Origin of the sequence: Sorangium sp. So ce1014 (genome assembly GCF_051521505.1) — a bacterium.
In the GTDB taxonomy this organism is placed as follows: Bacteria; Myxococcota_A; Polyangia; order Polyangiales; family Polyangiaceae; genus Sorangium.
The window spans coordinates 621,147-641,921 of record NZ_CP150356.1; the positions used below are offsets into that span (position 1 = coordinate 621,147).

15 protein-coding genes are annotated in these 20,775 nt (G+C 71.8%); 7 read left to right on the forward strand and 8 right to left on the reverse strand.

All coding sequences use genetic code 11. The features are described 5' to 3' along the window. Positions 1-79 precede the first annotated feature (79 nt). The 4 genes from WME75_RS02410 (at position 80) to WME75_RS02425 (ending at position 3,588) form a co-directional block, all read left to right on the forward strand. Positions 80-664 carry a LemA family protein gene (locus WME75_RS02410; RefSeq protein ID WP_437486005.1) on the forward strand — a complete coding sequence of 195 codons (585 nt, stop codon included), beginning with the start codon at positions 80-82 and terminating at the stop codon, positions 662-664. A gap of 17 nt (positions 665-681) precedes the next feature. Beyond that, the gene (locus WME75_RS02415) at positions 682-1,473 is read left to right on the forward strand and encodes a TPM domain-containing protein (protein WP_437486007.1); all 792 of its coding nucleotides are present in this window, start codon (positions 682-684) and stop codon (positions 1,471-1,473) included. A gap of 200 nt (positions 1,474-1,673) precedes the next feature. Then, positions 1,674-2,885 carry a thiolase family protein gene (locus WME75_RS02420; RefSeq protein ID WP_437486009.1) on the forward strand — a complete coding sequence of 404 codons (1,212 nt, stop codon included), beginning with the start codon at positions 1,674-1,676 and terminating at the stop codon, positions 2,883-2,885. 133 nt (positions 2,886-3,018) lie between these two features. Further along, positions 3,019-3,588, forward strand: a complete 570-nt coding sequence (locus WME75_RS02425) for a peptidylprolyl isomerase (protein ID WP_437486011.1) — start codon at positions 3,019-3,021, stop codon at positions 3,586-3,588. A 188-nt stretch (positions 3,589-3,776) separates the two neighbouring features. On the opposite strand, the gene WME75_RS02430 is transcribed toward WME75_RS02425, so the two are convergent. From WME75_RS02430 to WME75_RS02440, 3 genes are all read right to left on the reverse strand, one after another. Next, positions 3,777-4,871, reverse strand: a complete 1,095-nt coding sequence (locus WME75_RS02430) for a hypothetical protein (protein ID WP_437486013.1) — start codon at positions 4,869-4,871, stop codon at positions 3,777-3,779. A 163-nt stretch (positions 4,872-5,034) separates the two neighbouring features. Next, complete coding sequence (locus WME75_RS02435; RefSeq protein ID WP_437486015.1) at positions 5,035-6,096, reverse strand: CHAD domain-containing protein; 1,062 nt, start codon at positions 6,094-6,096, stop codon at positions 5,035-5,037. Continuing rightward, on the reverse strand, positions 6,093-7,784 hold the full coding sequence (locus WME75_RS02440) for a ribonuclease J (RefSeq protein WP_437486017.1): 1,692 nt from the start codon (positions 7,782-7,784) through the stop codon (positions 6,093-6,095). Before WME75_RS02440 ends, WME75_RS02435 begins: the two co-directional genes overlap by 4 nt. A gap of 323 nt (positions 7,785-8,107) precedes the next feature. Between WME75_RS02440 and sppA the strand changes: the two genes are divergently transcribed. The 3 genes from sppA to WME75_RS02455 all read left to right on the forward strand — a co-directional run bounded on the left by sppA (position 8,108) and on the right by WME75_RS02455 (position 14,516). Then, positions 8,108-9,895: a signal peptide peptidase SppA gene (gene sppA, locus WME75_RS02445; protein WP_437486019.1), complete on the forward strand. Its 1,788-nt coding sequence runs from the start codon at positions 8,108-8,110 to the stop codon at positions 9,893-9,895. A gap of 539 nt (positions 9,896-10,434) precedes the next feature. After that, positions 10,435-13,854 (forward strand): vitamin B12-dependent ribonucleotide reductase, encoded by a 3,420-nt coding sequence (locus WME75_RS02450; protein ID WP_437486021.1) that lies wholly within the window; start codon positions 10,435-10,437, stop codon positions 13,852-13,854. Between the two features lie 173 nt (positions 13,855-14,027). Further along, complete coding sequence (locus WME75_RS02455; protein ID WP_437486022.1) at positions 14,028-14,516, forward strand: hypothetical protein; 489 nt, start codon at positions 14,028-14,030, stop codon at positions 14,514-14,516. Positions 14,517-14,552: 36 nt separating this feature from the next. On the opposite strand, the gene thiL is transcribed toward WME75_RS02455, so the two are convergent. From thiL to WME75_RS02480, 5 genes are all read right to left on the reverse strand, one after another. Further along, positions 14,553-15,542 (reverse strand): thiamine-phosphate kinase, encoded by a 990-nt coding sequence (gene thiL, locus WME75_RS02460; RefSeq protein WP_437486024.1) that lies wholly within the window; start codon positions 15,540-15,542, stop codon positions 14,553-14,555. Positions 15,543-15,552: 10 nt separating this feature from the next. Next, on the reverse strand, positions 15,553-17,157 hold the full coding sequence (locus WME75_RS02465; RefSeq protein WP_437486026.1) for an ATP-binding protein: 1,605 nt from the start codon (positions 17,155-17,157) through the stop codon (positions 15,553-15,555). Further along, positions 17,154-17,882: a GTP-binding protein gene (locus tag WME75_RS02470; protein WP_437486028.1), complete on the reverse strand. Its 729-nt coding sequence runs from the start codon at positions 17,880-17,882 to the stop codon at positions 17,154-17,156. Before WME75_RS02470 ends, WME75_RS02465 begins: the two co-directional genes overlap by 4 nt. 109 nt (positions 17,883-17,991) lie before the next feature. Next, a complete protein-coding gene (locus tag WME75_RS02475; RefSeq protein ID WP_437486030.1) occupies positions 17,992-19,809 on the reverse strand; it encodes a dynamin family protein in 1,818 nt (605 codons plus the stop codon). Positions 19,810-19,857: 48 nt separating this feature from the next. Next, a complete protein-coding gene (locus tag WME75_RS02480) occupies positions 19,858-20,751 on the reverse strand; it encodes a M48 family metallopeptidase (protein WP_437486032.1) in 894 nt (297 codons plus the stop codon). Between the last annotated feature and the right edge of the window lie 24 nt (positions 20,752-20,775).

The window sequence follows — 20,775 nt, forward strand, 5'->3', positions numbered from 1 at the left end:
TCCCCGGCGGGTAATGCAAGCGATCCTGGAGCCAGTCATGCGGATTGTTCACAAAGCGGCATTTCGGAAGCGCCTCGCTGTGGTCTCCCTTTTCCTGGCGGTGCTCGCCCTCATGACGTCGGTGGTGGGCTGCCAGCGCTACGACGTGCTCGTCGAGAAGGATCAGATCGCGGCCCAGAAGTGGTCGGATCTCGAGGCGAACCTCCAGCGGCGTTACGACCTCGTCCCGAACCTCGTGGCGGTGGTGAAGGGGTCGGCCAAGCATGAGGAGCAGACGCTCTCGAGCGTCGCCGAGGCGCGCGCCCGCGCCACCGGCATCCAGCTCAAGGCCGAGGACCTGACGGATCCCGAGAAGGTGCAGGCCTTCCAGAAGGCGCAGGAGCAGCTCAGCGGCTCGCTCTCGCGGCTCCTCGTGGTGCAGGAGCAATACCCGGATCTCAAGGCCAACCAGGGCTTCCACAGCCTCCAGGTCCAGCTGGAGGGCGTCGAGAACCGGATCCTCCGAGCGCGCGAGGAGTACAACCAGGCAGCGCGCGAGTACAACGCGGAGCTCCTGAAGATCCGGGGCCAGGTGGTGAACAAGGCGACGGGCCAGCCGTTCAAGCCGCGCGTGTACTTCACCGCCTCTCCCGAGGTCCAGACGGCGCCCAAGGTTTCGTTCTGATGACGAGGGGGGCGGCGATGCGCCAGGTTGTCTCGAGCGGAGCTCGGCTGCGGGCCGTGGCCAGGGCGGTCGCCGCCGCGGTCGCGCTGGTCTGCGCGCTCGTCGCCCGCCCCGCCCTCGCCGATTTCACGCCGCCGCAGCTCACGGGGCACGTCGTCGACACCTCGGGGCGGCTCGGCCCGTCCGACCTCCTCTACCTCGACCAGAAGCTCGACCGCATCCGTCGCCAGACCGGGTTCGAGATCGTCGCCTTCATGGCGGGATCGCTCGAGGGCGAGACGATCGAGGACGTCGCTTACGAGGCGTTCAACACGTGGCAGCTCGGCCAGCGTGGAGCCGACAACGGCGTCCTCCTGGTGATCGCCCCGTCCGAGCGGCGCGTCCGCATCGAGACGGGTAAGGGCGTGGGTGGGGCGCTCACGGATCTCCAGTCGAACGACATCATCCGGCAGACCATCAACCCGCTGCTCCGGCAGGATCGGTTCCGCGACGCCATCGATCAGGGGACGACCGAGATCGCCCGGACGCTCATCGCCGGGACGCCCGAGGAGGAGCGGCGGCCGGCGCCCGGAACCCAGCCGGCGCCCACCCCGGTCTCGCCGATCAAGATCGGCGTCACCCTGGTCGCCATCGTGGCGGCGCTGCTGCTCGCGCTCATCTCACCCGCCTTCCGCTGGTTCCTGTGGTTCGCCCTGCAAGCGCTCCTCTTCCGAGGCGGCGGAGGCGGCCGAGGCGGCGGCGGAGGGTCCGGGTTCGGCGGTGGCGGCGGCGGTCGCTCCGGCGGCGGCGGATCCAGCGACAGCTACTGAGCCGCTGCGCCGCGCCAGCTCGTCCTGTGCTGAACGGAACGGGCCGCTCGGTCGCCGCGACGTCGGCCTGCGGAGCTGTGCTCCACCGGGCGTGACCCGGCGGGCAGGCGTGACCTGGCCACCGCCCCGGCGCGGAACGAAGGCTCGGGTGCGCGCGATCTCCAGGCGGCGCTCCGACGAGGCGAAGCTACGCTCTCTTCATGGCTGCTGCCCTGCGCCCCGTCTTCATCGTCGACGCCGTCCGGACTCCGATCGCCCGTTACGCCGGCGCCCTGGCGACGGTCCGCCCGGACGATCTTGCGGCCCTCGTCCTCGACGCGCTCGTGCGCCGCCAGCCTTCGCTCGCGCCGCGGCTCGACCAGGTCGTCCTGGGCGCGACGAACCAGGCCGGAGAGGACAACCGCAACGTCGCGCGCATGGCTGCCCTGCTCGCCGGCCTCCCCTACGAGGTCCCGGGCGTCACGGTGAACCGCCTCTGCGGCTCGGGGCTCGAAGCCGTGGCCGACGCCGCGCGCATGATCGCCACCGGCGAGGCCGATTGCGTGATCGCGGGCGGCGTCGAGAGCATGACGCGCGCGCCGTTCACGATGCCCAAGCAGGCCGAGCGCTTCGACCGGAGCGCGCCGACGGTCCACGATACGACCCTCGGCTGGCGCTACCCGAACCCGAGGATGGCCGCGCGGTTCGAGCTCCTGTCGATGGGGGAGACGGCCGAGAACGTGGCCAAGAAGCACGGCGTCAGCCGCGAGGATCAGGACCGGTTCGCGCTGCTGTCCCACGAGCGCGCCACGCTCGCCTGGGAGTCGGGCGGGTTCGCCGCCGAGGTGGTCCCTGTCTCCGTCCCCCAGAAGAAGGGCGCGCCCGTCCTGTTCGAGCGCGACGAGGCCGTGCGCGCCGATGCCTCGCTCGAGGCGCTCTCGAAGCTCAGGCCGGCCTTCCGCGAGGGCGGCACCGTCACGGCGGGCAACGCGTCGCCCCTCAACGATGGCGCCGCCGCGCTCCTGCTCGCCTCGAGCGACGCCGTGCAGTCCGCCGGGGTGACGCCGCTCGCGCGCGTCGTCGCGACCGCGACCGTGGGGGTGGATCCCAACCTCATGGGCGAGGGGCCGATCCCCGCCGTGAAGAAGCTCCTCCAGCGGACCGGGCTGCGCGTGCCCAACGTGGACCTCTTCGAGCTCAACGAGGCGTTCGCGGCGCAGGCGCTCGCATGCTCGCGCTCGCTGGAGCTCGATCCGGCGCGCGTCAACGTCCGCGGCGGAGCGATCGCGCTCGGACACCCGATCGGCTGCTCGGGAGCGCGCATCGCGTGCACCCTCGTGCATGCGATGCGCGCGCGCGGCGCCAAGGTCGGGGTCGCCTCGCTGTGCATCGGCGTGGGCCAGGGCATCGCGACGCTCTTCGAGCGCGCCTGAGGTGATTTCGCCGCTCGTTCGCGCCGCCAGATGAGATAAGACCGCCGCAGCAGAACGCAGGAGGGGGTCTCGCGACTCTCCTCCCTCGGCTGACGGCGCCGCCTCGGCGGCAAGGAACAGGAGAAAAGGCCCGATGGATTTCCCCCCGATCAATGTGCCCGGCACCGGCCAGCTTCACGCTCGACTCAAGACCTCGCTCGGTGACATCACCCTCCGGCTCGAGGAGCAGCGCGCCCCCGAGACCGTCAAGAACTTCGTCGGCCTCGCCACGGGCGCCATCAACTGGATCGATCCGAAGACCGGCGAGGGGATGCAGGGGACGCCCTGTTACGACGGCGTCCGTTTTCACCGCGTCATCTCGGGGTTCATGATCCAGTGCGGCGATCCGCTCTCGCGCTACCCGGACAAGGCGGCGCTCTGGGGCACGGGCGGCCCGGGCTACAAGTTCGCCGACGAGTTCACCCCCGAGCTGCGGCACGACGGCCCCGGCGTGCTCTCCATGGCCAATTCCGGCAAGAACACGAACGGCGCGCAGTGGTTCATCACCGAGGGGTCGACGCCGCACCTCGACAACCGGCACACGGTGTTCGGCAAGGTCGTGATCGGGCTGGACGTCGTCCATAACATCGCCAACGTGGCGACCACGCGCGATCGGCCGAACCAGGACGTCGTGATCGAGCGCGTCGAGATCTTCCGGCAGTAGCCGCGTCGAGCGCCGCGCGATGGCCTCCAGCGTCGCGCGGCGCGGCCAGCGCCGCCGGCGGACGGCGGCCGGGTTGCGGGAGGTCGGAAGGAAGGCGTAAGTCAGGAAGAACGTTCAATTTTCTTCCGATCCGCCCGCTCTCCTGCGCGCTCCCGCGCACAACGGGAGGCGCGCCGCGCTTCGATCGATCAGCGGGCGCAGCAGACGGTGATCCTGTCCTCGCCTTCCTCGATCTCCCCTCTGGGAGCGCCGCCGCGCGGCTGGCAGCTGCCAGCTCCGGTCACCTCGAGCGACACCGAGGCGGCGGGGGGCGGATCGCCGGCGCAGGCCCCGTTGAACGACACGGTCTCGACGGGCGTCCGGCAGCGGGACCGCTCGAAGAGCGTCAGCGTCGCTGCGCAGGCCACGCCGCTCGCGTCGCATGTGCATCGCGTGCAGTCGCGGTCGTCGATCACGGAGCTCGCGAACACGTGTCGCTCGCCGAATTCATCAGGGCAGCGCCGCTCCCCCTCGCGCCAGATGCAGACGCCCTGCTCGAACGGCGCGTCGATCTCGCGCGGGGCGCAGGCCTCGGCGGCCGCGCAGCCGCCGGTGTCCGGACCGGGGGCGCACACGACCCCCTCGGTGCCGAAGCGCGGCGGCGGCAACGTCGCCTCGCCGCCCGACGCAGGGCAGGTCGCCGAATCCACGTCGGGCGCTCCGGCGCTGTAGCTGCCGGGCTGGAAGCCATCGCCGAGGTCGATGCAGTTCTCCGATTCTACCGGCAGCGTCAAGCTCGCCCCGTCACACGCGTCGCCCCCGTACACCGTGACCGCCGGCGTCTCGCACGCCACGGTCGGCGCGCCGCACGCGCACGGGCTGCAGGTCGCGGGCGTGTCGAGGACATCACGGCCGCCCACGTCCACCCGCGTGGGGAGGCCCTCGGGACAGGCGACGTCCGCGGCCGCGGGGCCCTGGTACAGGATGCCGGGCCCTCGCCAGTCCTCGGGCACGGCGACGCACGCGAACCCGCCGCAGTCGTCGTCGGCGCAGTCGATCGCGCCGTCGCCGTCGTCGTCGTCGCCGTTCAGGCAGTGCTCGGCCCCGCTTCCGCCGCTGCTCGCGGTGCTCGCGGTGCTCGCGGTCGTCACCTGACCGCCTCCATCACCGCCGGCGCCGCCGGAGCCGCTCCCGGACGACGCCGGGAAGAGCTCGGGCTCGAACTGATCGAAGTCCAGGGTGCAGGCGCTCGCCGCGAGGAGAGCGACGAACGCGGTGGCGCTTTGGAGGGCAGAGCGGCGCAACACGACCTCCGGGATGGCGAGCTTCGTCTCGGTGAATGCAGCGATGGCGACGGTATCACGAACCGCCTGCCGTCATGGCGCGCTCCTCGGTCGGCGAGGCGCCGTGCCGTTCGAAGCCTTCATGCTGCGGCGTTCCTTGCTGCACCGCGCCCCGCGCGCCGCGTCACCCAGGCGGGAGCGCCGGAGGCTCGTCCGACCAGAGCGAGGTGAGCGCCTCGAGCTCCTGGGCGAGCTCCTCCGTCGTCTTGCGAGCGAGCCGCGCCCGCTCCGCGTCGAGCGCCTCGACGATGGCCGCGCGCTCGTCGGACGACAGCTCCTCCGCCTTCCTCATCTGTGCGAGCGCCTCATCGACGTCGTGCAGCTGGCCGAGGCGGCGCTGCAGCCGTGACGCGGATTTGGCGATGCGCTCGGCGCGCTCTCCGAAGAGCGGCGAGAACGTCTCCGCGGAGTAGCGCAGCCGCTTGAAGCGGATCCGGAGCACGTGCATGGCCGCGCCGTCGTTCGGATCGCTCGCCGCGAGCGCGCGCACGTCCTCCAGGGCGTCGCCGATCGCCAGCCGCGCGAGCGCCTCGGCGCCGCGCTTCTTCGCCTTCTTGCGCGAGATGCGCCGCTCGAGGCGCGCGAGGTGCGGCTCCAGCCGCAGCCTCCGGCCCTTTGCGGGCGCGTCGGTCCGCGTGTCGCCCGCCGGCGCCTCGGTCCGCGTCTCTCCGGTGCCGCCCGCCGGCGCGTCCGCCCGCGGCGCGCCCTCGTCGCGCGGGTGGTCCCGCCGGAGCAGCTCGACGATGTGGGCCCTCGCCTCGTGCTCGCGGCGCGAGCGCTGCGCGACCCAGGCGGCGACGGCCGCCCGCGCCGCCTCGCCCAGATCGAGCGCGGTGAGCGTCTCGCGCAGCACCTCCTCGTCGCGCAGCGTCCCGGTCGCCCGCGCGAACTCCCGGAGCCCGTCGGCGACGGGGCCGATCCGCTTCCTGCCGTAGATGCGGCGCGCCGGCTTGAGCAGCGTCCGGAGCCGGCGCAGCGAGACCCGGAAATCGTGCACCGCCTCCGCGTCCGGCTCGGCGCCCTCGCCCTGCGCGCTCGTGGCGACGACGCGCCGCGCCTCGGCGCGGACGTTCTCGACGTGGGCGAGCAGCACCGGCCCCAGGAAATTCCGCGCGGAGAGCTTCGCCCGGCCGCCGCCTTCCCCGCCGCCGTTCGCCTTCGGGGCGCCCCCCTCGAGCGGCGTCACAGCCGCGTGAGCGCCACCGTCACAAGCGGTCGCCTCCCGAGCTTCGCCTCGATCGTCCGGCGCGCCGCGAGCCGGGCGACCTCGATGATGTCGTTGTCCCGGCGCCGCGCGCGCGGCTCGCAGTCGTTCACCGCCTGCGCGACCGCGCGCGCCGCGGCCCGCAGCGCGTTGCCCTCGAGCTCCCCGGTGACCCCGCGGGCGAGGACCTGCGGCGGCGCCGCGAGGGCGCCGTGCACGTCGACGACAAGCGACACGAAGGCCACCCCGGCGCGACCGAGGTTCGCGCGCTCCCGGAGGACCTCCTCGCCGAGCTCCTGGCCTCCCGCCGTCGCCACGCGGCCGGTGACGGCCCGGCCGCTCCGGCCGAGCGGCTGCGTCTTGCCGATCTCGACGACGTGGCCGTTCTCGGCGACGAGCACCTCGGCCACGCCGCGCTCCCGCGCGAGCGCCGCGTGCCGGGTCAGGTGGTGCAGCGCGCCGTGAACGGGGAGGAAGCTGCGCGGCTGGGTGAGGTCGATCATGCGCGCCTGCTCTGTCCGGTGCGCGTGACCGCTCGCGTGCACGCGCCGGTCCGTCGACCACGTCACGAGCTCGACGCCGAGGCGGAGCAGACCGGCCATCATGTCGACCACCGGACGGTCGTTGCCAGGGATGACGCGGCTCGAGAGCACGACCCTGTCCCCCTCTTCGAGGCGCAGCAGTGGGTGCGTCCCCGACGCAAACCGCATCAGCGCGGAGGACCGCTCGGCCTGGGTGCCGCTCGCGACAACGAGGAGCCGCTCGCGCGGCATGGAGGAGGCGACCTCGGGCGGGACGAGCAGATCGCTCGGCCACGGGAGCCGCCCCACCGCCTGCGCGGCCCGCACGTGCGTCTGCACGCTGCGGCCGAGGAGGCAGATCTTGCGGCGCGCGCGGACCGCGGCCTGGCCGAGGGCGAGCAGGCGCTGGACGTTGGAGGCGAAGACGCCGACCACGACGCGCGCCGGCGCGGTCTCGACGAGCTCCGCGAGCGCGTGGGCGACGTCGCGCTCGCTCCCCGCCTCGCCGGGCGAGTCCACGTTGGTGCTGTCGGACAGGAGCAGCCGGATCCCGGCGTCGCCGAGCGCGCGGAAGCGGGCCTCATCGGTCGGCTCGTTGTCGAGCGGCGTCGGATCGAGCTTGAAGTCCCCGGTGTGGACGACGAGCCCCGCGGTCGTGTGGATCGCGAGCGCCGTGGCGTCGACGATCGAGTGCGTCACGCGGAGCGGCTCCACGACGAAGCCGCCGATCGCGACCTCGCGCCCGACCTGCGTCGGCAGCAGCCTCACCTTGTCCTCGAGGGCGTGCTCCGCGAGCCGGTAGCGCACGAGCTCCAGCGCGTGCGGCGGGCCCCAGACGGGGACGTCGAGGTGCCGCAGGAGGAAGGGTAGCCCGCCGATGTGGTCCTCGTGGCCGTGCGTCAGCACGATGCCGCGCACCCGGTCGCGGAGCGCGAGCACGTGGTCGAAGCGCGGGTGGTACACGTCGACGCCGAGGTCCGAGCTCGGGAACGTCACCCCGCAGTCGATGAGCAGCACGCCATCGGCCTGCTCGAGCGCGAGGCAGTTCATCCCGACCTCGCCGAGCCCTCCGAGAGGCACGAGCCGCAGGGTGGACGGGGCTGGCGGGGGGAGCTGGCTCGGGACGGGGGCGCTCTGCTCGGGATGCACGTTCGGTGAGGGGGGTCTGCCACCCAGGGCGCCGGGGGCCCACGGCCCGCGGCTTGCTGAGCTGGTCTGTAAGAGAGAGGACGGCTTCTTCAAGACCTAGCCGATATCGGCTCGCCGTCCCCTTCGAAACTTGGAGCGACAGTGTAGCCACAGGGTGGCCCCTTGCGTCACGCTCTCTCTTTCCAGCGCCGGCGTGAACCTGGCGGCGCCGGCCTCGCCCCGCTCGGACCGGTTCCTGCGCACCTTGTCTTCTCCGCCGTCTGGCCTCCGCCCGAGGGCGGAGGCCGAGCCCCCTTTCCCCTGAACGTTCCGAGGAGACACCGGTGATCGCTGCCCTGTTCGTCAATCTCCTCCGCCTGCTGCTGCTCCCGGTCAGCGCGCTTCGCTGGGCGTTTGCTGCACCACGCGGCGGGTATGTCGTCCTCGAAATCGACGGCCGCGTGGTCGATTTGCAGCCTCCCCGGGTCCGTCTCGGCCTCGGGTGGCGTCCCCGGAAGAGGGCTCCGCTCTCGGTGGAGCGCGTCCGGGAGCTCGGCAAGCACCTGATGAAGGACCCGCGCCCGGCGGGGCTGCTGCTCCGGATGCGGTCGGTCCATGCGGGGCCCGCGGTGCTCGCCTCGCTGCGGGACGCGCTCCTCGAGATCCGGGCAGGGGGCAAGGACATCGTGGCGTACCTGCCGAGGGGCGCCGACACCGCGATGCTCCTGCTCGCCTCGGCCGCGCGCGCCGTCGTCGTCGGGCCCGAGACGCTTGTGTCGCCGCTCGGGTTCGCGGTGGAGGGCCGCTACGTGCGCCGCGCGCTGGAGCAGGTCGGCGTCGAGCCCGAGGTGTTCGCGAAGGGCATGTACAAGAACGCCGGCGAGGTGCTCGTGCGCGACACGATGAGCGCGGAGCAGCGCGAGCAGGTCGGCGCCCTGCTCGACGCGCGCCTCGGCGATCTGATCGCGGCGCTCGCCCAGGGGCGCCGCGTCGATCGCGAGACGGCCGCGCGGTGGATCGACGAGGCCCCCTACGGCGCGGAGCAGGCCGTGGCGCGGGGCATCATCGACGCGGTCGCGTACGAGGACGAGCTCGAGCACATGCTCGCGTCGGGGCTGCTCCCGGGCACGACCGCGCCGCGCCGCGCCGAGGCCTCCGCCGGCGGCTCGGCGGGCGTGGGAGCGCTGGCGGTGGGTCGTGACGCGCGGGCCCGCTTCGTGGCAGCGGGCCGTTACCTGAGCGCGCGGCGCGGGCTGTCGCTGCGGCCCATGCTGCCGCGCCCCATCCTCGGTGTCGTCGAGGTGCACGGCGCGATCGTCAGCCGCGCCCGCTTCCGGGGCGCCTCGCTGGCCAGCGAGGAGCGGCTCGTCGCGAGCCTGCGCGCGGCGCGGCAGAACCCGCGCATCCGGGGGGTCATCCTCCACATCGACTCGCCGGGCGGCTCCGCGCTCGCGTCCGATCGGATCCACCACGAGGTCACGCGGCTCGCCGAGGTGAAGCCGGTCGTGGCGTGCATGTCGAACGTGGCGGCGAGCGGCGGCTACTACGTGGCGGCGGCCGCGCACGCGATCATCGCGCAGCCGCAGACCATCACGGGGAGCATCGGCGTGGTCTCGGCGCGCTTCGCGCTCGGTCCGCTGCTCGAGCGCCTCGGCGTCTCGACCGACGTCGTGAAGCGCGGCGCGCGGGCCGACCTGTTCTCCTCGTCGCGCAGGCTCGACGCGGGGGAGCGGGCGGTGATGGAGCGCGAGCTCGACGCGATCTACGCGACGTTCCTCCGCGTGGTCGCGCGCGGCCGGAGGCGTCCGGTCGAGGAGATCGAGCCGCTCGCGCAGGGGCGCGTCTACAGCGGCGCCGAGGCGCAGGCGCGCGGGCTCGTCGACATGCTCGGCGGGTTCGAGCGGGCGCTCCACGAGCTGCGCCAGATGATCGGGCCGAAGGCGGCCGCCATCGAGCCGGTGATCGTGCGCGCGTCGCGGTACATCCCGCCTCCGCCGCTGCTGCCGGCGCCGGTGCCGACGCTGCTCGAGCTCGTCGGGCTGCGAGGGGTCGCGGGGGAGGTGGCGCTCGCGATCCACTGCGAGGGGGAGAGGGTGCTCGCCTACTGCGCGGAGGCGACGGAGCTCGACTAGGGCGCAGCGGCCGGGCGAGGTGCTCACACAGCGGCCCCTCCCCAGCGCGCGCCCCGCGCGCACCCACACCTCGCCCGGCTCCTTTCGAGGGAGGGGACGATCTGGGACCCATTCCAGGATGGAGAGGATTTTGTCGGGGAGAAGCTGTGCGTAATCTGTGCGCCCGGTGGGTAGCACCTGTTCAGAACTGCTCAGGGATCGCTACGAATCCCGCGACGAACGGGCAGACCCCATATGTGGGCCCTGTTCGGCCGGGGATCCCAAGATGTAGCGGTTCTCCTTGACGCACAGGCCCTTCGCGGGTTTGACTAGCTGGCGGTCAGGCGCTCCCGAATGTCGGCGCACGCCTTTCAGGCATGGCACCTGGACCTATGCTCACTGGCCGGTAGACGGAACGTTTGAGCAGGTAGCAGGGGAGAAGCGACGGGACCTGTGGAGATCCGAGGCGATGAGGCCTCGGCGTTCTCCCGGGAACTATTCGTGCTTTCGGTAGGACGCGAGTCACCGCCAGGTGCGGTAGCTCACAGGAGGACTTGGAAATGGCCCAGTCGGCAGTTGTGGGTGACGGCGGTAAGCTTCCCGCCGGGAACGGCAAGATGGCGGCGCGGACGAAGGAAGATGCAGGGGCCCGTCCGGTGACCGGGGGGGCTGCCAAGGCGCAGACCAACGGCGCGGCCGCGAAGAAGGCCGCGAAGAAGGGGGCCTCGCGGCCGCGCGGGCTCGGGTTCGACCGGCGGTTCACGCACCGCGGCGTGGACCCGCTCGACGAGGTCACCTGGGAGCGCCGCTCGAGCATCATCACCAACCCGGACGGCTCGGTCGTCTTCAAGATGGAAGGGGCCGAGATCCCCGCCGGCTGGTCGCAGCTCGCGACCGACATCGTCGTCTCCAAGTACTTCCGCAAGGCTGGGATCAACGGCAAGAAGGAGCTCGGCGAGACGAGCGTCCGCCAGGTCGTCCACCGGCTCGCGCGCACCATCCGCGAGGCGGGCGAGCACTTCGGCGGCTACTTCGCCTCCACGAAGGACGCGGACTCCTTCGAGGCAGAGCTCTCGTACCTGCTCGTCCACCAGTACGGCGCGTTCAACTCGCCCGTGTGGTTCAACTGCGGGCTCTTCCACCGTTACGGCATCGAGGGCTCGGGCGGCAACTACGCCTGGAACGAGGCCTCGGCCGACGCCGGGAACGGGGGCGCCGTGGCCAAGTCGGGCGCGTCCACGAGCCGAACGAGCGCGGCGGGCGCGCTCGACGAGATCATCGAGACCCGGAACGCCTACGAGCGGCCGCAGTGCTCGGCGTGCTTCATCCAGGCGATCCAGGACGACCTGATGAGCATCTACGACCTCGTGAAGAGCGAGGCCCGCCTGTTCAAGTACGGGTCGGGGACGGGGACGAACTTCAGCACGATCCGCGGGAAGCAGGAGAAGCTCTCGGGCGGCGGGACGAGCTCGGGGCTCATGAGCTTCCTCGAGGTGTTCGACCGCGCCGCCGGCGCGACAAAGAGCGGCGGCACGACGCGGCGCGCCGCCAAGATGGTCTGCCTCGACATGGACCACCCGGAGATCGTCGACTTCATCCAGTGGAAGGTCCGCGAGGAGAAGAAGGCGATGGCGCTCATCGCCTCGGGGTACCCCTCCGACTTCAACGGCGAGGCGTACCACACCGTGAGCGGGCAGAACTCGAACAACTCCGTGCGCGTGAGCGACGAGTTCATGCGCGCGGCGGCGACGGCCGCGTCGTGGGAGACGCGCTCCCGGACGACCGGCGAGGTCGTCGAGACGCTGAGCGCGAAGGATCTCTGGCGCCAGATCGCCGAGGCGGCGTGGGGCTGCGCCGATCCGGGCGTGCAGTACGACACGACCATCAACCGCTGGCACACCTGCCCGAACACGGCGCGCATCAACGCCTCGAACCCGTGCTCCGAGTACATGTTCCTCGACGACTCGGCCTGCAACCTGTCGAGCCTGAACCTCACCAAGTTCCTCGGCGAGGACGGCTCGTTCGACATCGAGGGCTACCGCCACGCGGTGCGGGTGTTCTTCGTCGCGCAGGAGATCCTCGTCGACTTCTCGGCGTACCCGACCCGGAGCATCGCGAAGAACTCGCACGACTACCGCCCGCTCGGGCTCGGCTACGCCAACCTGGGCACCCTGCTCATGCTGCAGGGCATCCCGTACGACTCCGACCAGGGCCGCTCGGTGGCGGGCGCGCTCACCGCGATCCTGTGCGGCCACGCTTACCGGGTCTCGGCCGAGATGGCCGCCGCAAAGGGGCCGTTCGCCGGGTTCGCGAGGAACCGCGAGCCGATGCTCCGGGTGATGGGCATGCACCGCGACGCCGCCTACGCGCTCGACCGCGACCGCTGCCCGGAGTCGCTCTGGCGGGCGGCGTGCGCCGACTGGGACGAGGCGATCCGGATCGGGCAGGAGCACGGCTACCGCAACGCCCAGGCGACGGTGCTCGCCCCGACCGGCACCATCGGTCTGCTGATGGACTGCGACACGACGGGCATCGAGCCCGACTTCGCGCTCGTGAAGTTCAAGAAGCTCGCCGGCGGCGGCTACTTCAAGATCGTGAACCAGTCCGTCCCCGAGGCGCTCCGGCGGCTCGGCTACCCCGAGGCCGAGGTGCAGGAGATCGTCGCCTTCGTCTCCGGCACGAACACCCTCCTTGCGGCGCCGCACGTGAACCGGGCGTCGCTCAAGACCAAGGGGCTCAACAACGACGACCTCGCGAAGATCGAGGCCGCCATCCCCGGCGTCTTCGATCTGGATCTCGCCTTCGGCCCCTGGATCCTCGGCGAGGAGACCTACGACCGGCTCGGCGTCTCCAAGGAGTCGCGGGCGCGCTTCAGCTTCTCGTTGCTCCAGCACCTCGGCTTCTCGCCCGCGGAGATCGAGGAGGCGAACGAGACGATCATCGGCCGCATGACGGTGGAGGGGGCGCCGCACCTGCGCGATGAGCACTACGCGGTGTTCGACTGCGCCAACCGCTGCGGCAGGAAGGGCCGGCGCTACCTCGCGCCGATGTCGCACGTCCGGATGATGGCCGCGGCGCAGCCGTTCCTGTCCGGCGCCATCTCGAAGACCGTGAACCTGCCGAACGACGCGACGGTCGAGGAGGTGCAGCGGATCTACGAGGAGGGGTGGCGCCTCGGGCTCAAGGCGGTCGCGCTCTACCGCGACGGCTGCAAGGCGTCGCAGCCGCTCTCGTCCACGAGCGACAGCAAGTCGACGGAGACCAAGGGCAAGGCGGACAAGGCCGAGATCGCCGGTCCCGTGCTCCAGGCGGCCACCGCGCTGGCCAGCCAGGCGCGCCCGCGCTCGCCCTCGGCGGCGGCGCCCGAGCGGTTCCGCCTGCCGAGGAAGCGCAAGGGCTTCACGCAGGAGGCGCGCGTCGGCGGGCACAAGATCTACCTCCGCACCGGCGAGTACGACGACGGGACGCTCGGCGAGATCTTCATCGACCTCCACAAGGAGGGCGCCGCGTTCCGCTCGATGATGAACTGCTTCGCGATGGCGGTGTCGATCGGGCTCCAGTACGGCGTGCCGATCGAGACCTTCGTAGAGCAGTACACCTTCACCCGCTTCGAGCCGCAGGGCGTGGTCGAGGGGCACGACTACGTGAAGTTCTCGACCTCGATCGTGGACTACCTCTTCCGCGTGCTCGGGGTCGAGTACCTGAACCGCTACGATCTGGCCCACGTGCAGCCGGTCACCTCGGCCATGGAGGACCCGGTCGAGTCGCGGGCGCAGGAGAGCGGCGTGGCGTCGTTCTCGCAGGCCTCCCCGGCGTCGGCGCTGCTCGAGGGCGGGGGACGGGCGTCGAGCGCGCTCGACGCGCAGCTCGAGGACATGATGGGCGACGCGCCGGTCTGCGACGGCTGCGGGCACATCACCGTGCGCAACGGGGCCTGCTACAAGTGCCTCAACTGCGGCAACAGCATGGGTTGCAGCTGAGGGGCGACGGACCGGGGTAGGGGGGGTGAGGGAGGGGCCGGCGGGGGGCCCCTCCCACGACCTCGCGCCTCGGGCGGGTCGTGCTGCGCGGGAGATCTGCGGGTACGTCCGTACGCGGTTCTACTTTGCCAACCGTATGGCTGTGCTCTGCGAAGCTTTGTAGAAGACGGGGCATGATCCGGCTGCGCTCGTCCCTGGCCTTCGTCGTTCTCACCTGCGGCATCCTGTCCAGCGCCTGCCAGAAAGAAGAAGCCGAGCCGGAGACGATCCCCGCGCCCGCGCCATCGGTCGCGCCGGTGGCCGCCGATCCAGTGCCCGCTGCGACCGAGGAACCCGCCGCTGCCCAGGAGCCCGCCGCAGCGGCGTCCGCCGAGCCTGCGGCGGCGGCTGCAGAGGCAGACGCGGGAGCGGCGGCGGCCGAAGCGGCAGCGGGGACATCCCGCGGGGGAGGCGCCTCCATCCAGGCGTGCTGCACGGCGCTCCACGCGGTCGCCACCAAGTCGGGCAAGTCGCCGGAGGCCAAGTCGAAGGCGGCGACGGCATCCCATCTCTGCGCCGGGATCGATAAGCTCGTGAAGAGCGGGAAGACCCCGCGCGCCAAGGCGCTCACCCAGATCCGAGCGAGCCTCGCCGGAACCACACCGCCCGCCGAGTGCAAATGAGCCTGTGCCGGGCGCGGCGAGCGCCGGAGCGCGGCGTCAGGCGAAGTGGTCGTACCCCCGCGCCGCGAGGCTCGTGAGCTGCCCGTCCGGTCCGACCAGCGCCACGTCGCTCGCGCCCTCCTCGCGCGGCGCGCAGCGGCCGATCGTCACGAAGCCGGGGACCGCGCCGACGTCGGGACCTGCGACCGCGATCGCATAGTCCTCGCCGCCGTACAGCGCGAGCTCCAGCGCATCAGCGCCGAGCAGCGCGGCGGCCTCGCGGAGATCAGCGCCGACGAGCGCCCCGGGGTCGAGCAGCACGCGCACGCCGCTCGCGCGCGCGAGGTGCGCCAGATCCGCGGCGAGGCCGTCGGAGATGTCGATCGCCGCGCGGGCGCTCGCGGCCGCGCGGAGGCCCGCGTCGATGCGCGCCGCCGGCCGGCGAAATGCCCGGATCGCCAGCGCGGCCGCCGCGCCGGACGGCGCGATGCCCCGGTCGAGCAGCGCGAACCCCGCCGCGGCCAGGCCGACCGGCCCCGCCAGCGCGAGCGCGTCGCCGGGGCGCGCGCCGTCGCGCCGGAGCGGCGCGGCCGCGACGCCGAGCGCCGTCGTGGTGATCGAGATCTCGCCGCCCCGGGAGAGGTTCCCGCCGATGACCGCCGTGCCGATCTCGTCGCACGCGGCGCGCTGGCCCGCGGCGAGGGCGCCGAGCTCGTCGTCGCTCACGTCCGGAGGCAGCACCAGCGCCGCGAGCAGGCCGACCGGGCGCGCCCCCATCGCGGCGAGATCGCTCGCCGCGGCCATCGTCGCCCGGTAGCCGAGATCCTCGAAGCTCAGGAGATCGCGCCGGAAATGCACGCCCTCGACGGCGCTGTCGACCGTCCAGACGAGCGGCGCCGCGGCGCCCGGGAGCGCCCCGCCCTGCGGGGCCGCGGGCGCGAGGATCGCGGCGTCGTCGCCGATGCCGCAGAGCACGTGCTCGCCGGCCGCACCGCCGAGCACGGCGCGCAGCAGCTCGATGCGCTTCCACTCGGAGCGCCCGCTCATGGAAACCCGCTCATTGAAAGATGGGCGGCACGACGCTGTTCGCCGGCGAGCCCGCGACCGTGGGCAGCTTGACCACGAACACGGTGCCGCGCGGCTCGTTCGGCTCGATGCGGACGGTGCCGCTGTGCGCCTCGACCAGGCGCTTGACGATCGAGAGGCCGAGGCCCGTGCCGCCGTGCTCCCGGGTCGAGCTCTGATCGATCTGGTAGAACGGGTCGAACACCTTCAACCGCTCGCCAGGAGGAATGCCGATGCCCGTGTCCACGACGCGGATCTCGACCGCCTGCTGGAGCGGCGCGACGAGCACCAGCCCGGGGAGGTCGTCCGTGTCGTCGCTCACGGCGCGCGCGACGAGCTGCACCTCGCCTCCGGCCTCGGTGAATTTCACCGCGTTCTCGACGAGGTTGATGAACACCTGCCGCAGCCGGTCGCTGTCCCCGAGCACCGGCGGCAGATCGCTCTCGGCGCGGATCCGGAGCTCGACGCCCTTCTTCGAGGCGGCCGGCGTCATCGTCGACGCCGCCTCGACGAGCACCGGGCCGACCGCCACCTCGGTGCGGTGCACGATCAGCGTGCCGCTCTCCAGCTTCGAGAGATCCAGGAGGCTCATGATGAGCCCGAGCAGCTGCTCGCTCTTCGACCGGATCGTATCGATGAACTCGCGCTGCTCACCGGTCAGGGGCCCGCCGATGCCCTCGGCGAGCATCTCGCTGTAACCCATGATCGACGTGAGCGGGGTCCGGAGCTCGTGCGACACCGTGGCGAGGAAGTTCGACTTGAGCCGGTCGAGCTCCTTCAGCCGCTCGTACGCCTGCTCCAGCTCGGCGTTCTTCTGCGAGAGCTCACGGAAGCTCTCGCGGATCGACGCGACGTGCATCGTCGACGTGAGGAGCGACTTGTGCCCGCTGAACAGGATGAGATCGAGGACGGAGCGGAGGTGATCCGCGATCTCGCCGAGCCGCTCCGGCCGGAGCCTCGGCAGCCGCGGCAGCCCCTCCGCGGCGCGCGCGAGCTGGGTCTGCGCCGCCGCCGCGAGCTCGGCAGCGGGAGGCTCATCGACGCCCTCGGGCAGGTACGGGCCGAGGATCGACCGGCCGATCGCGCGCCCGTCGTACTCGATCGGGAACACCTGGTAGAGCGCGCCGGCGAAGCGGGGATCCGTGTGCTCGCCGACGGCCGCCGCGCCGCGCCGCTGCGCCCGCTCCGGCGGCGCCGCGCCGGCCCGCGCGGTCTCCGGCTCGTCCCCGACCGGGCCGGCCGGCGGCGCGAGCGTCGCGAGCGCGCCGGACTCCGCGAGCGTCGTGCCGCTGATCGACTGGATCCGGATCGGCAGGCCGAACAGCTTGTGGAACGAGGCCGCCATCTCGCCGAGGGCCTGGCGATCCACGAGATCCTCGAGCGAGAGCGGGCCGATGCCGACCAGATCGACGACCGGCGCAGCCGCAGGGGGCGGCAACGTCGAGGGCTCGGGCGCGCTCGGCGCTCCGTCGCGCTTCGAGGAGCTGGGCGCGTCCGCGACGCGGGCCGACGGCAGCGCGGAGCTCGGCACATGGAGGAGATCCTCGTCGTCGAGGCCGAAATCAGCCGGCGTCCCCTTGTGGGCGTCGGGCCTCATGGAACGATCCGGGAGCTCTTCTCGAGGCTGCCGCCCATGCGCCTCGCCAGGAGCTCGCTCACCGAGCTCGTCACCCCGAGCTGGCGCACCGCGCTGTTGAGGAGCTCCTCGCCGCTGATCGACAGCCGCTTCGAGAGCTGGTGCGTCTGATCGAGCGTCTCCCACGTGAGGTGGAGCAGGCCCATGAACGTCTCCACCGTGCCCATGCCGCGGGTCGCGATGGCCCTGTAGACCGGCTCCTTGCCCCGCGCGGCGAGGCGCGCCAGCTCCTCGTCGCTCCGGATATCGGGGAGGTCGCGCTTGTTGAACTGGATGACGAGCGGCATCCGCGCGAGATCGAGGCCGTTCTCCCGCAGGTTCTGGCGAAGGTCGAAGAACGCGTCGGCGTTGCGCTGCGTCTCCGTGAGCTGGGAGTCGGCGATCAGCGCGACCCCATCCGCGCCCTGGAGCACGAGCCGCCGCGTGGCGGCGTGCATCGGCTGACCGGGCACGGTGAACAGCTTGATGCGGAGCGAGACGTCGCCGTCCTTCGCGCGGAAGGTGAGCGGCAGGAGATCGAAGAACAGCGTGCGATCGTCCTGCGTTTCGAGCGTCATCAACCGTCCGCGAGCGTCCGACCCGGCGAGCCCGTGCAGCGAGACGAGGTTCGTCGTCTTGCCGCTGAGCGCCGGGCCGTAATAGACGAGCTTGATCGTCACTTCACGGGCTGCGAAGTCGAGCTGCACCGCCGCATTCTCGCATGAGCGCTGGACGATTGGATATGGCCACGGCGCCCGGCCGAGGAGGCCGGGCCGGGGCAGCGCCTCCTCCCTTGTCAGGAGGCGTGCGCCTCGCTCAGGCCGAGCCGCCGGGCGCGTTGGGCACGCTGGACACGGGGGGAGGGACCAGCTTGCTCTCGCCGTTCTCGACGGTCCAGAGCGCGCTCCGCAGCCCCTCCAGGCGCCCCGTCAGCGTCTGGAGCGCCTCGGCCTGGGCGTCGCACGCCTGGAGCTGGCTCTCGCTGCTCGGCTCGGAGCGGACCCGCTCCTCGCGGGCCGCCTTGAGCACCTCGATGACCTCCCGGTGCAGCTCCTGGCCTGCCGTGACCACCCACGCGTCGAGCCGGCTCGCGAACTCCTGGATCATCTCGTCGAGCTTGGGCCCGATCCGGGTGGCGGCCTCGCGCAGGGCGATCGGCGCCATCTCCTTCGCCTTCTTGCGGGTCTCGGCCTCGACCTTGTCCTTCACGTACACGGCCAGGACCGGCGCCGCGAGCGCCAGGATCCCGCCGAGCAGGGCGTTCGTGAACATCACGCCGAGGCCGATCGTGAAGAGCGCGAAGACGCCGACGTCGTAGCCGAACGTGTCGACCTCGACGTTCGGCGTCTTCACGTCGCCCCCGAGCGCCTCGCTGACCCGCTTCGCCACGTCGTGCGCGTCCTCTCGGACGAGCGCGATCGTCTTCTCGGCGAGCGCCTCGAGCGCCGTGGCGATCTCCTTCGTCTCGGCCTGCGCCCACTCGGCCAAGGTGCGCTCCAGGAACGCGCCGAGGTAGACCTTGATCTCGTCGGTCTGGGCCTCGTCGATGATCGCCGGCAGCTGCCGGAGCACGTCGTCGACGAAGCGCTCCAGATCGCGGCGCACCCACGCCCGGATGGCGCTCACCTCCTCGCGGATGCCGGCGCGCCGCTCCTCGATGGTGCGCGACTGGCCGGCCAGATCCTTCTCGATCATCTCGATGCGACGGCTGAGCTCTTCGCGCGACATCGCGGCCGCCCGCCGCCGCGCGTCCACGCCCTTGCCGAGCAGGCGCGAGGACTCGAGGCCCTCGCCGAGCGCGTTGTCGAGCAGGATGCGCCCGCGCTCCTCGGCGAGGAACCGGGTCAGGTGATCGAGCAGCTCCGGCATCCCGCTGCCGGCCCGGTCCGCCTCCAGCGCCCGCTCGCTCGAGATCGGGAAGACCACCGGCGTCTTGACGAGCTTCCCGAGCTCGCTCCGGATGTAGGCGAGCGCCTCGACCTCCTCGTCCTGGCTCCAGATGTCGCGCTTCGTCACGACGAAGAGGATCTTGTCGCGGGACTGCCCGAGCAGCTTGTCCTGGAGGAAGACGCGCTCGCTCTCCTTGAGCGGCTGGCCGGCGTCGATGAGGAACAGCACGGCGTCCGACCGCGGGATGTAGCTGTAGGTGATGTCCGCCCGCTGGAGCGAGAGATCGTTCACCCCGGGGGTGTCGACGAGGACCACGCGCTCGCGCAGGAGCTCGGCCGGGTACCCTACCTCGAGGAATTTGACCTCGCCGGCGCTCGACGAGCGCTCTCCGCCGACGGTGAAGGCCCGGACGTCCTCGAAGGGCAGGCCCACGCGCTCGCCCGACGCGTAGACCACCTCGGCGCGCGGCTCGGCCGCGTACTCGAGGTGGTGGATCACCGCCGTCGTGGGCGTCACGCCGACGGGCAGGATCGAGGCGCCGAGCAGGGCGTTCACGAAGGTCGTCTTGCCGTGGTTGAACTCGCCGACCACGACGAGGTGGAACCGATCGGCCTCGAGCTTCTTCACGAGATCGTTCGCGATGCGCGTCGCGACGCTCTTGGCGCCGAGGGCCTCGGCGAACTCCACGAGCTCCCGGAGCGCCCCGGTCACGTCGTCTTTGCGGCTGTGGAAGGATTCGAGCATGTGCGTTGGACCTCGGCCTTGGGTCGGGAGCCAGGAGGAGAGAGCCCCTCAGCCCCAGATCTTGATGACTTCGTGCACCTTCTCGTCGACCTCCTCCATGGAGAGGCCGCCCGCGCCGAGCCCGGCGTGGCGCTGGTAGAGCTCGCTCTCGGCGAAGGCCCGGAGCGCCAGGACGCGCTTTGGCAGCCACGGGTGGTTGGCCGTGAACTCGGCGAACCTGCCGATGCCGCCCTTGCCCTCCTCGTGCTGGGCGATGAACGCCTCGAGGTTCAGCTCCTCGTAGAGCTTGGTCGAGCCGAGCGCGAGCTTGGTGAGCGCGCGCGTCGAGACGTCGAGGCTCTTCGCGCAGAGCAGCCCGGCGCGGTCGCAGGTGACCTCGGCCCGGCGCGACCAGCCGGAGAGCGCGATCATCGCCGGGCCGACGATCCACTTCACGAAGACCGACGCCATCCGCGTCAGGTAGTGCATCGCGGTCAGGTAGACGACGTGGCTGTTGTGGATGTGGCCGCACTCGTGGCCGATGACGCTGAGCAGCTCGTCGTCGGTGAAATGGTCGACGAGCGCCGAGTGCACCATGATGAACGAGTCGTCGTTCGTGCCGTAGGTGGCGGCATTGAGGTAGGGGCTGTTGACGATGTACAGCGTCGGGATCGCGATCCCGAGCGTGTCGGCGCAGCGGAGCGCGAGGTTGTGGACGCGCGGGAACTGCGTGGGGCCGACCTTCACGGCGTGGCCGAGGAGCTCGTTCTTGCCGACCGTCTTGAACAGCCTGACCGCGGCGGTCACGGCGAGCTCGACCGGACGCATCTTCTCGAAGGCGAGCCGCGTGTTCTTATCGGACACGTAGGCATACGCGTTTCCAGCGCCGTCCCCGCCGCCCGCGCGCTGGCCCTTCCGTCTCTCGATGAAGCCCTTGAAATCGAGCGTTCCGACCTGTGCCATCCGGCGAAGGTAATGGCCAGGCCG

Coding starts and splice junctions, on each gene's coding strand:
- thiL (WP_437486024.1), bottom strand. CDS start 15,542: ATGAGCGGGCGCTCCGAGTGGAAGCGCATCGAGCTGCTGCGCGCCGTG.
- WME75_RS02420 (WP_437486009.1), top strand. CDS start 1,674: ATGGCTGCTGCCCTGCGCCCCGTCTTCATCGTCGACGCCGTCCGGACT.
- WME75_RS02425 (WP_437486011.1), top strand. CDS start 3,019: ATGGATTTCCCCCCGATCAATGTGCCCGGCACCGGCCAGCTTCACGCT.
- WME75_RS02455 (WP_437486022.1), top strand. CDS start 14,028: ATGATCCGGCTGCGCTCGTCCCTGGCCTTCGTCGTTCTCACCTGCGGC.
- WME75_RS02480 (WP_437486032.1), bottom strand. CDS start 20,751: ATGGCACAGGTCGGAACGCTCGATTTCAAGGGCTTCATCGAGAGACGG.
- WME75_RS02450 (WP_437486021.1), top strand. CDS start 10,435: ATGGCCCAGTCGGCAGTTGTGGGTGACGGCGGTAAGCTTCCCGCCGGG.
- WME75_RS02465 (WP_437486026.1), bottom strand. CDS start 17,157: ATGAGGCCCGACGCCCACAAGGGGACGCCGGCTGATTTCGGCCTCGAC.
- WME75_RS02415 (WP_437486007.1), top strand. CDS start 682: ATGCGCCAGGTTGTCTCGAGCGGAGCTCGGCTGCGGGCCGTGGCCAGG.
- WME75_RS02475 (WP_437486030.1), bottom strand. CDS start 19,809: ATGCTCGAATCCTTCCACAGCCGCAAAGACGACGTGACCGGGGCGCTC.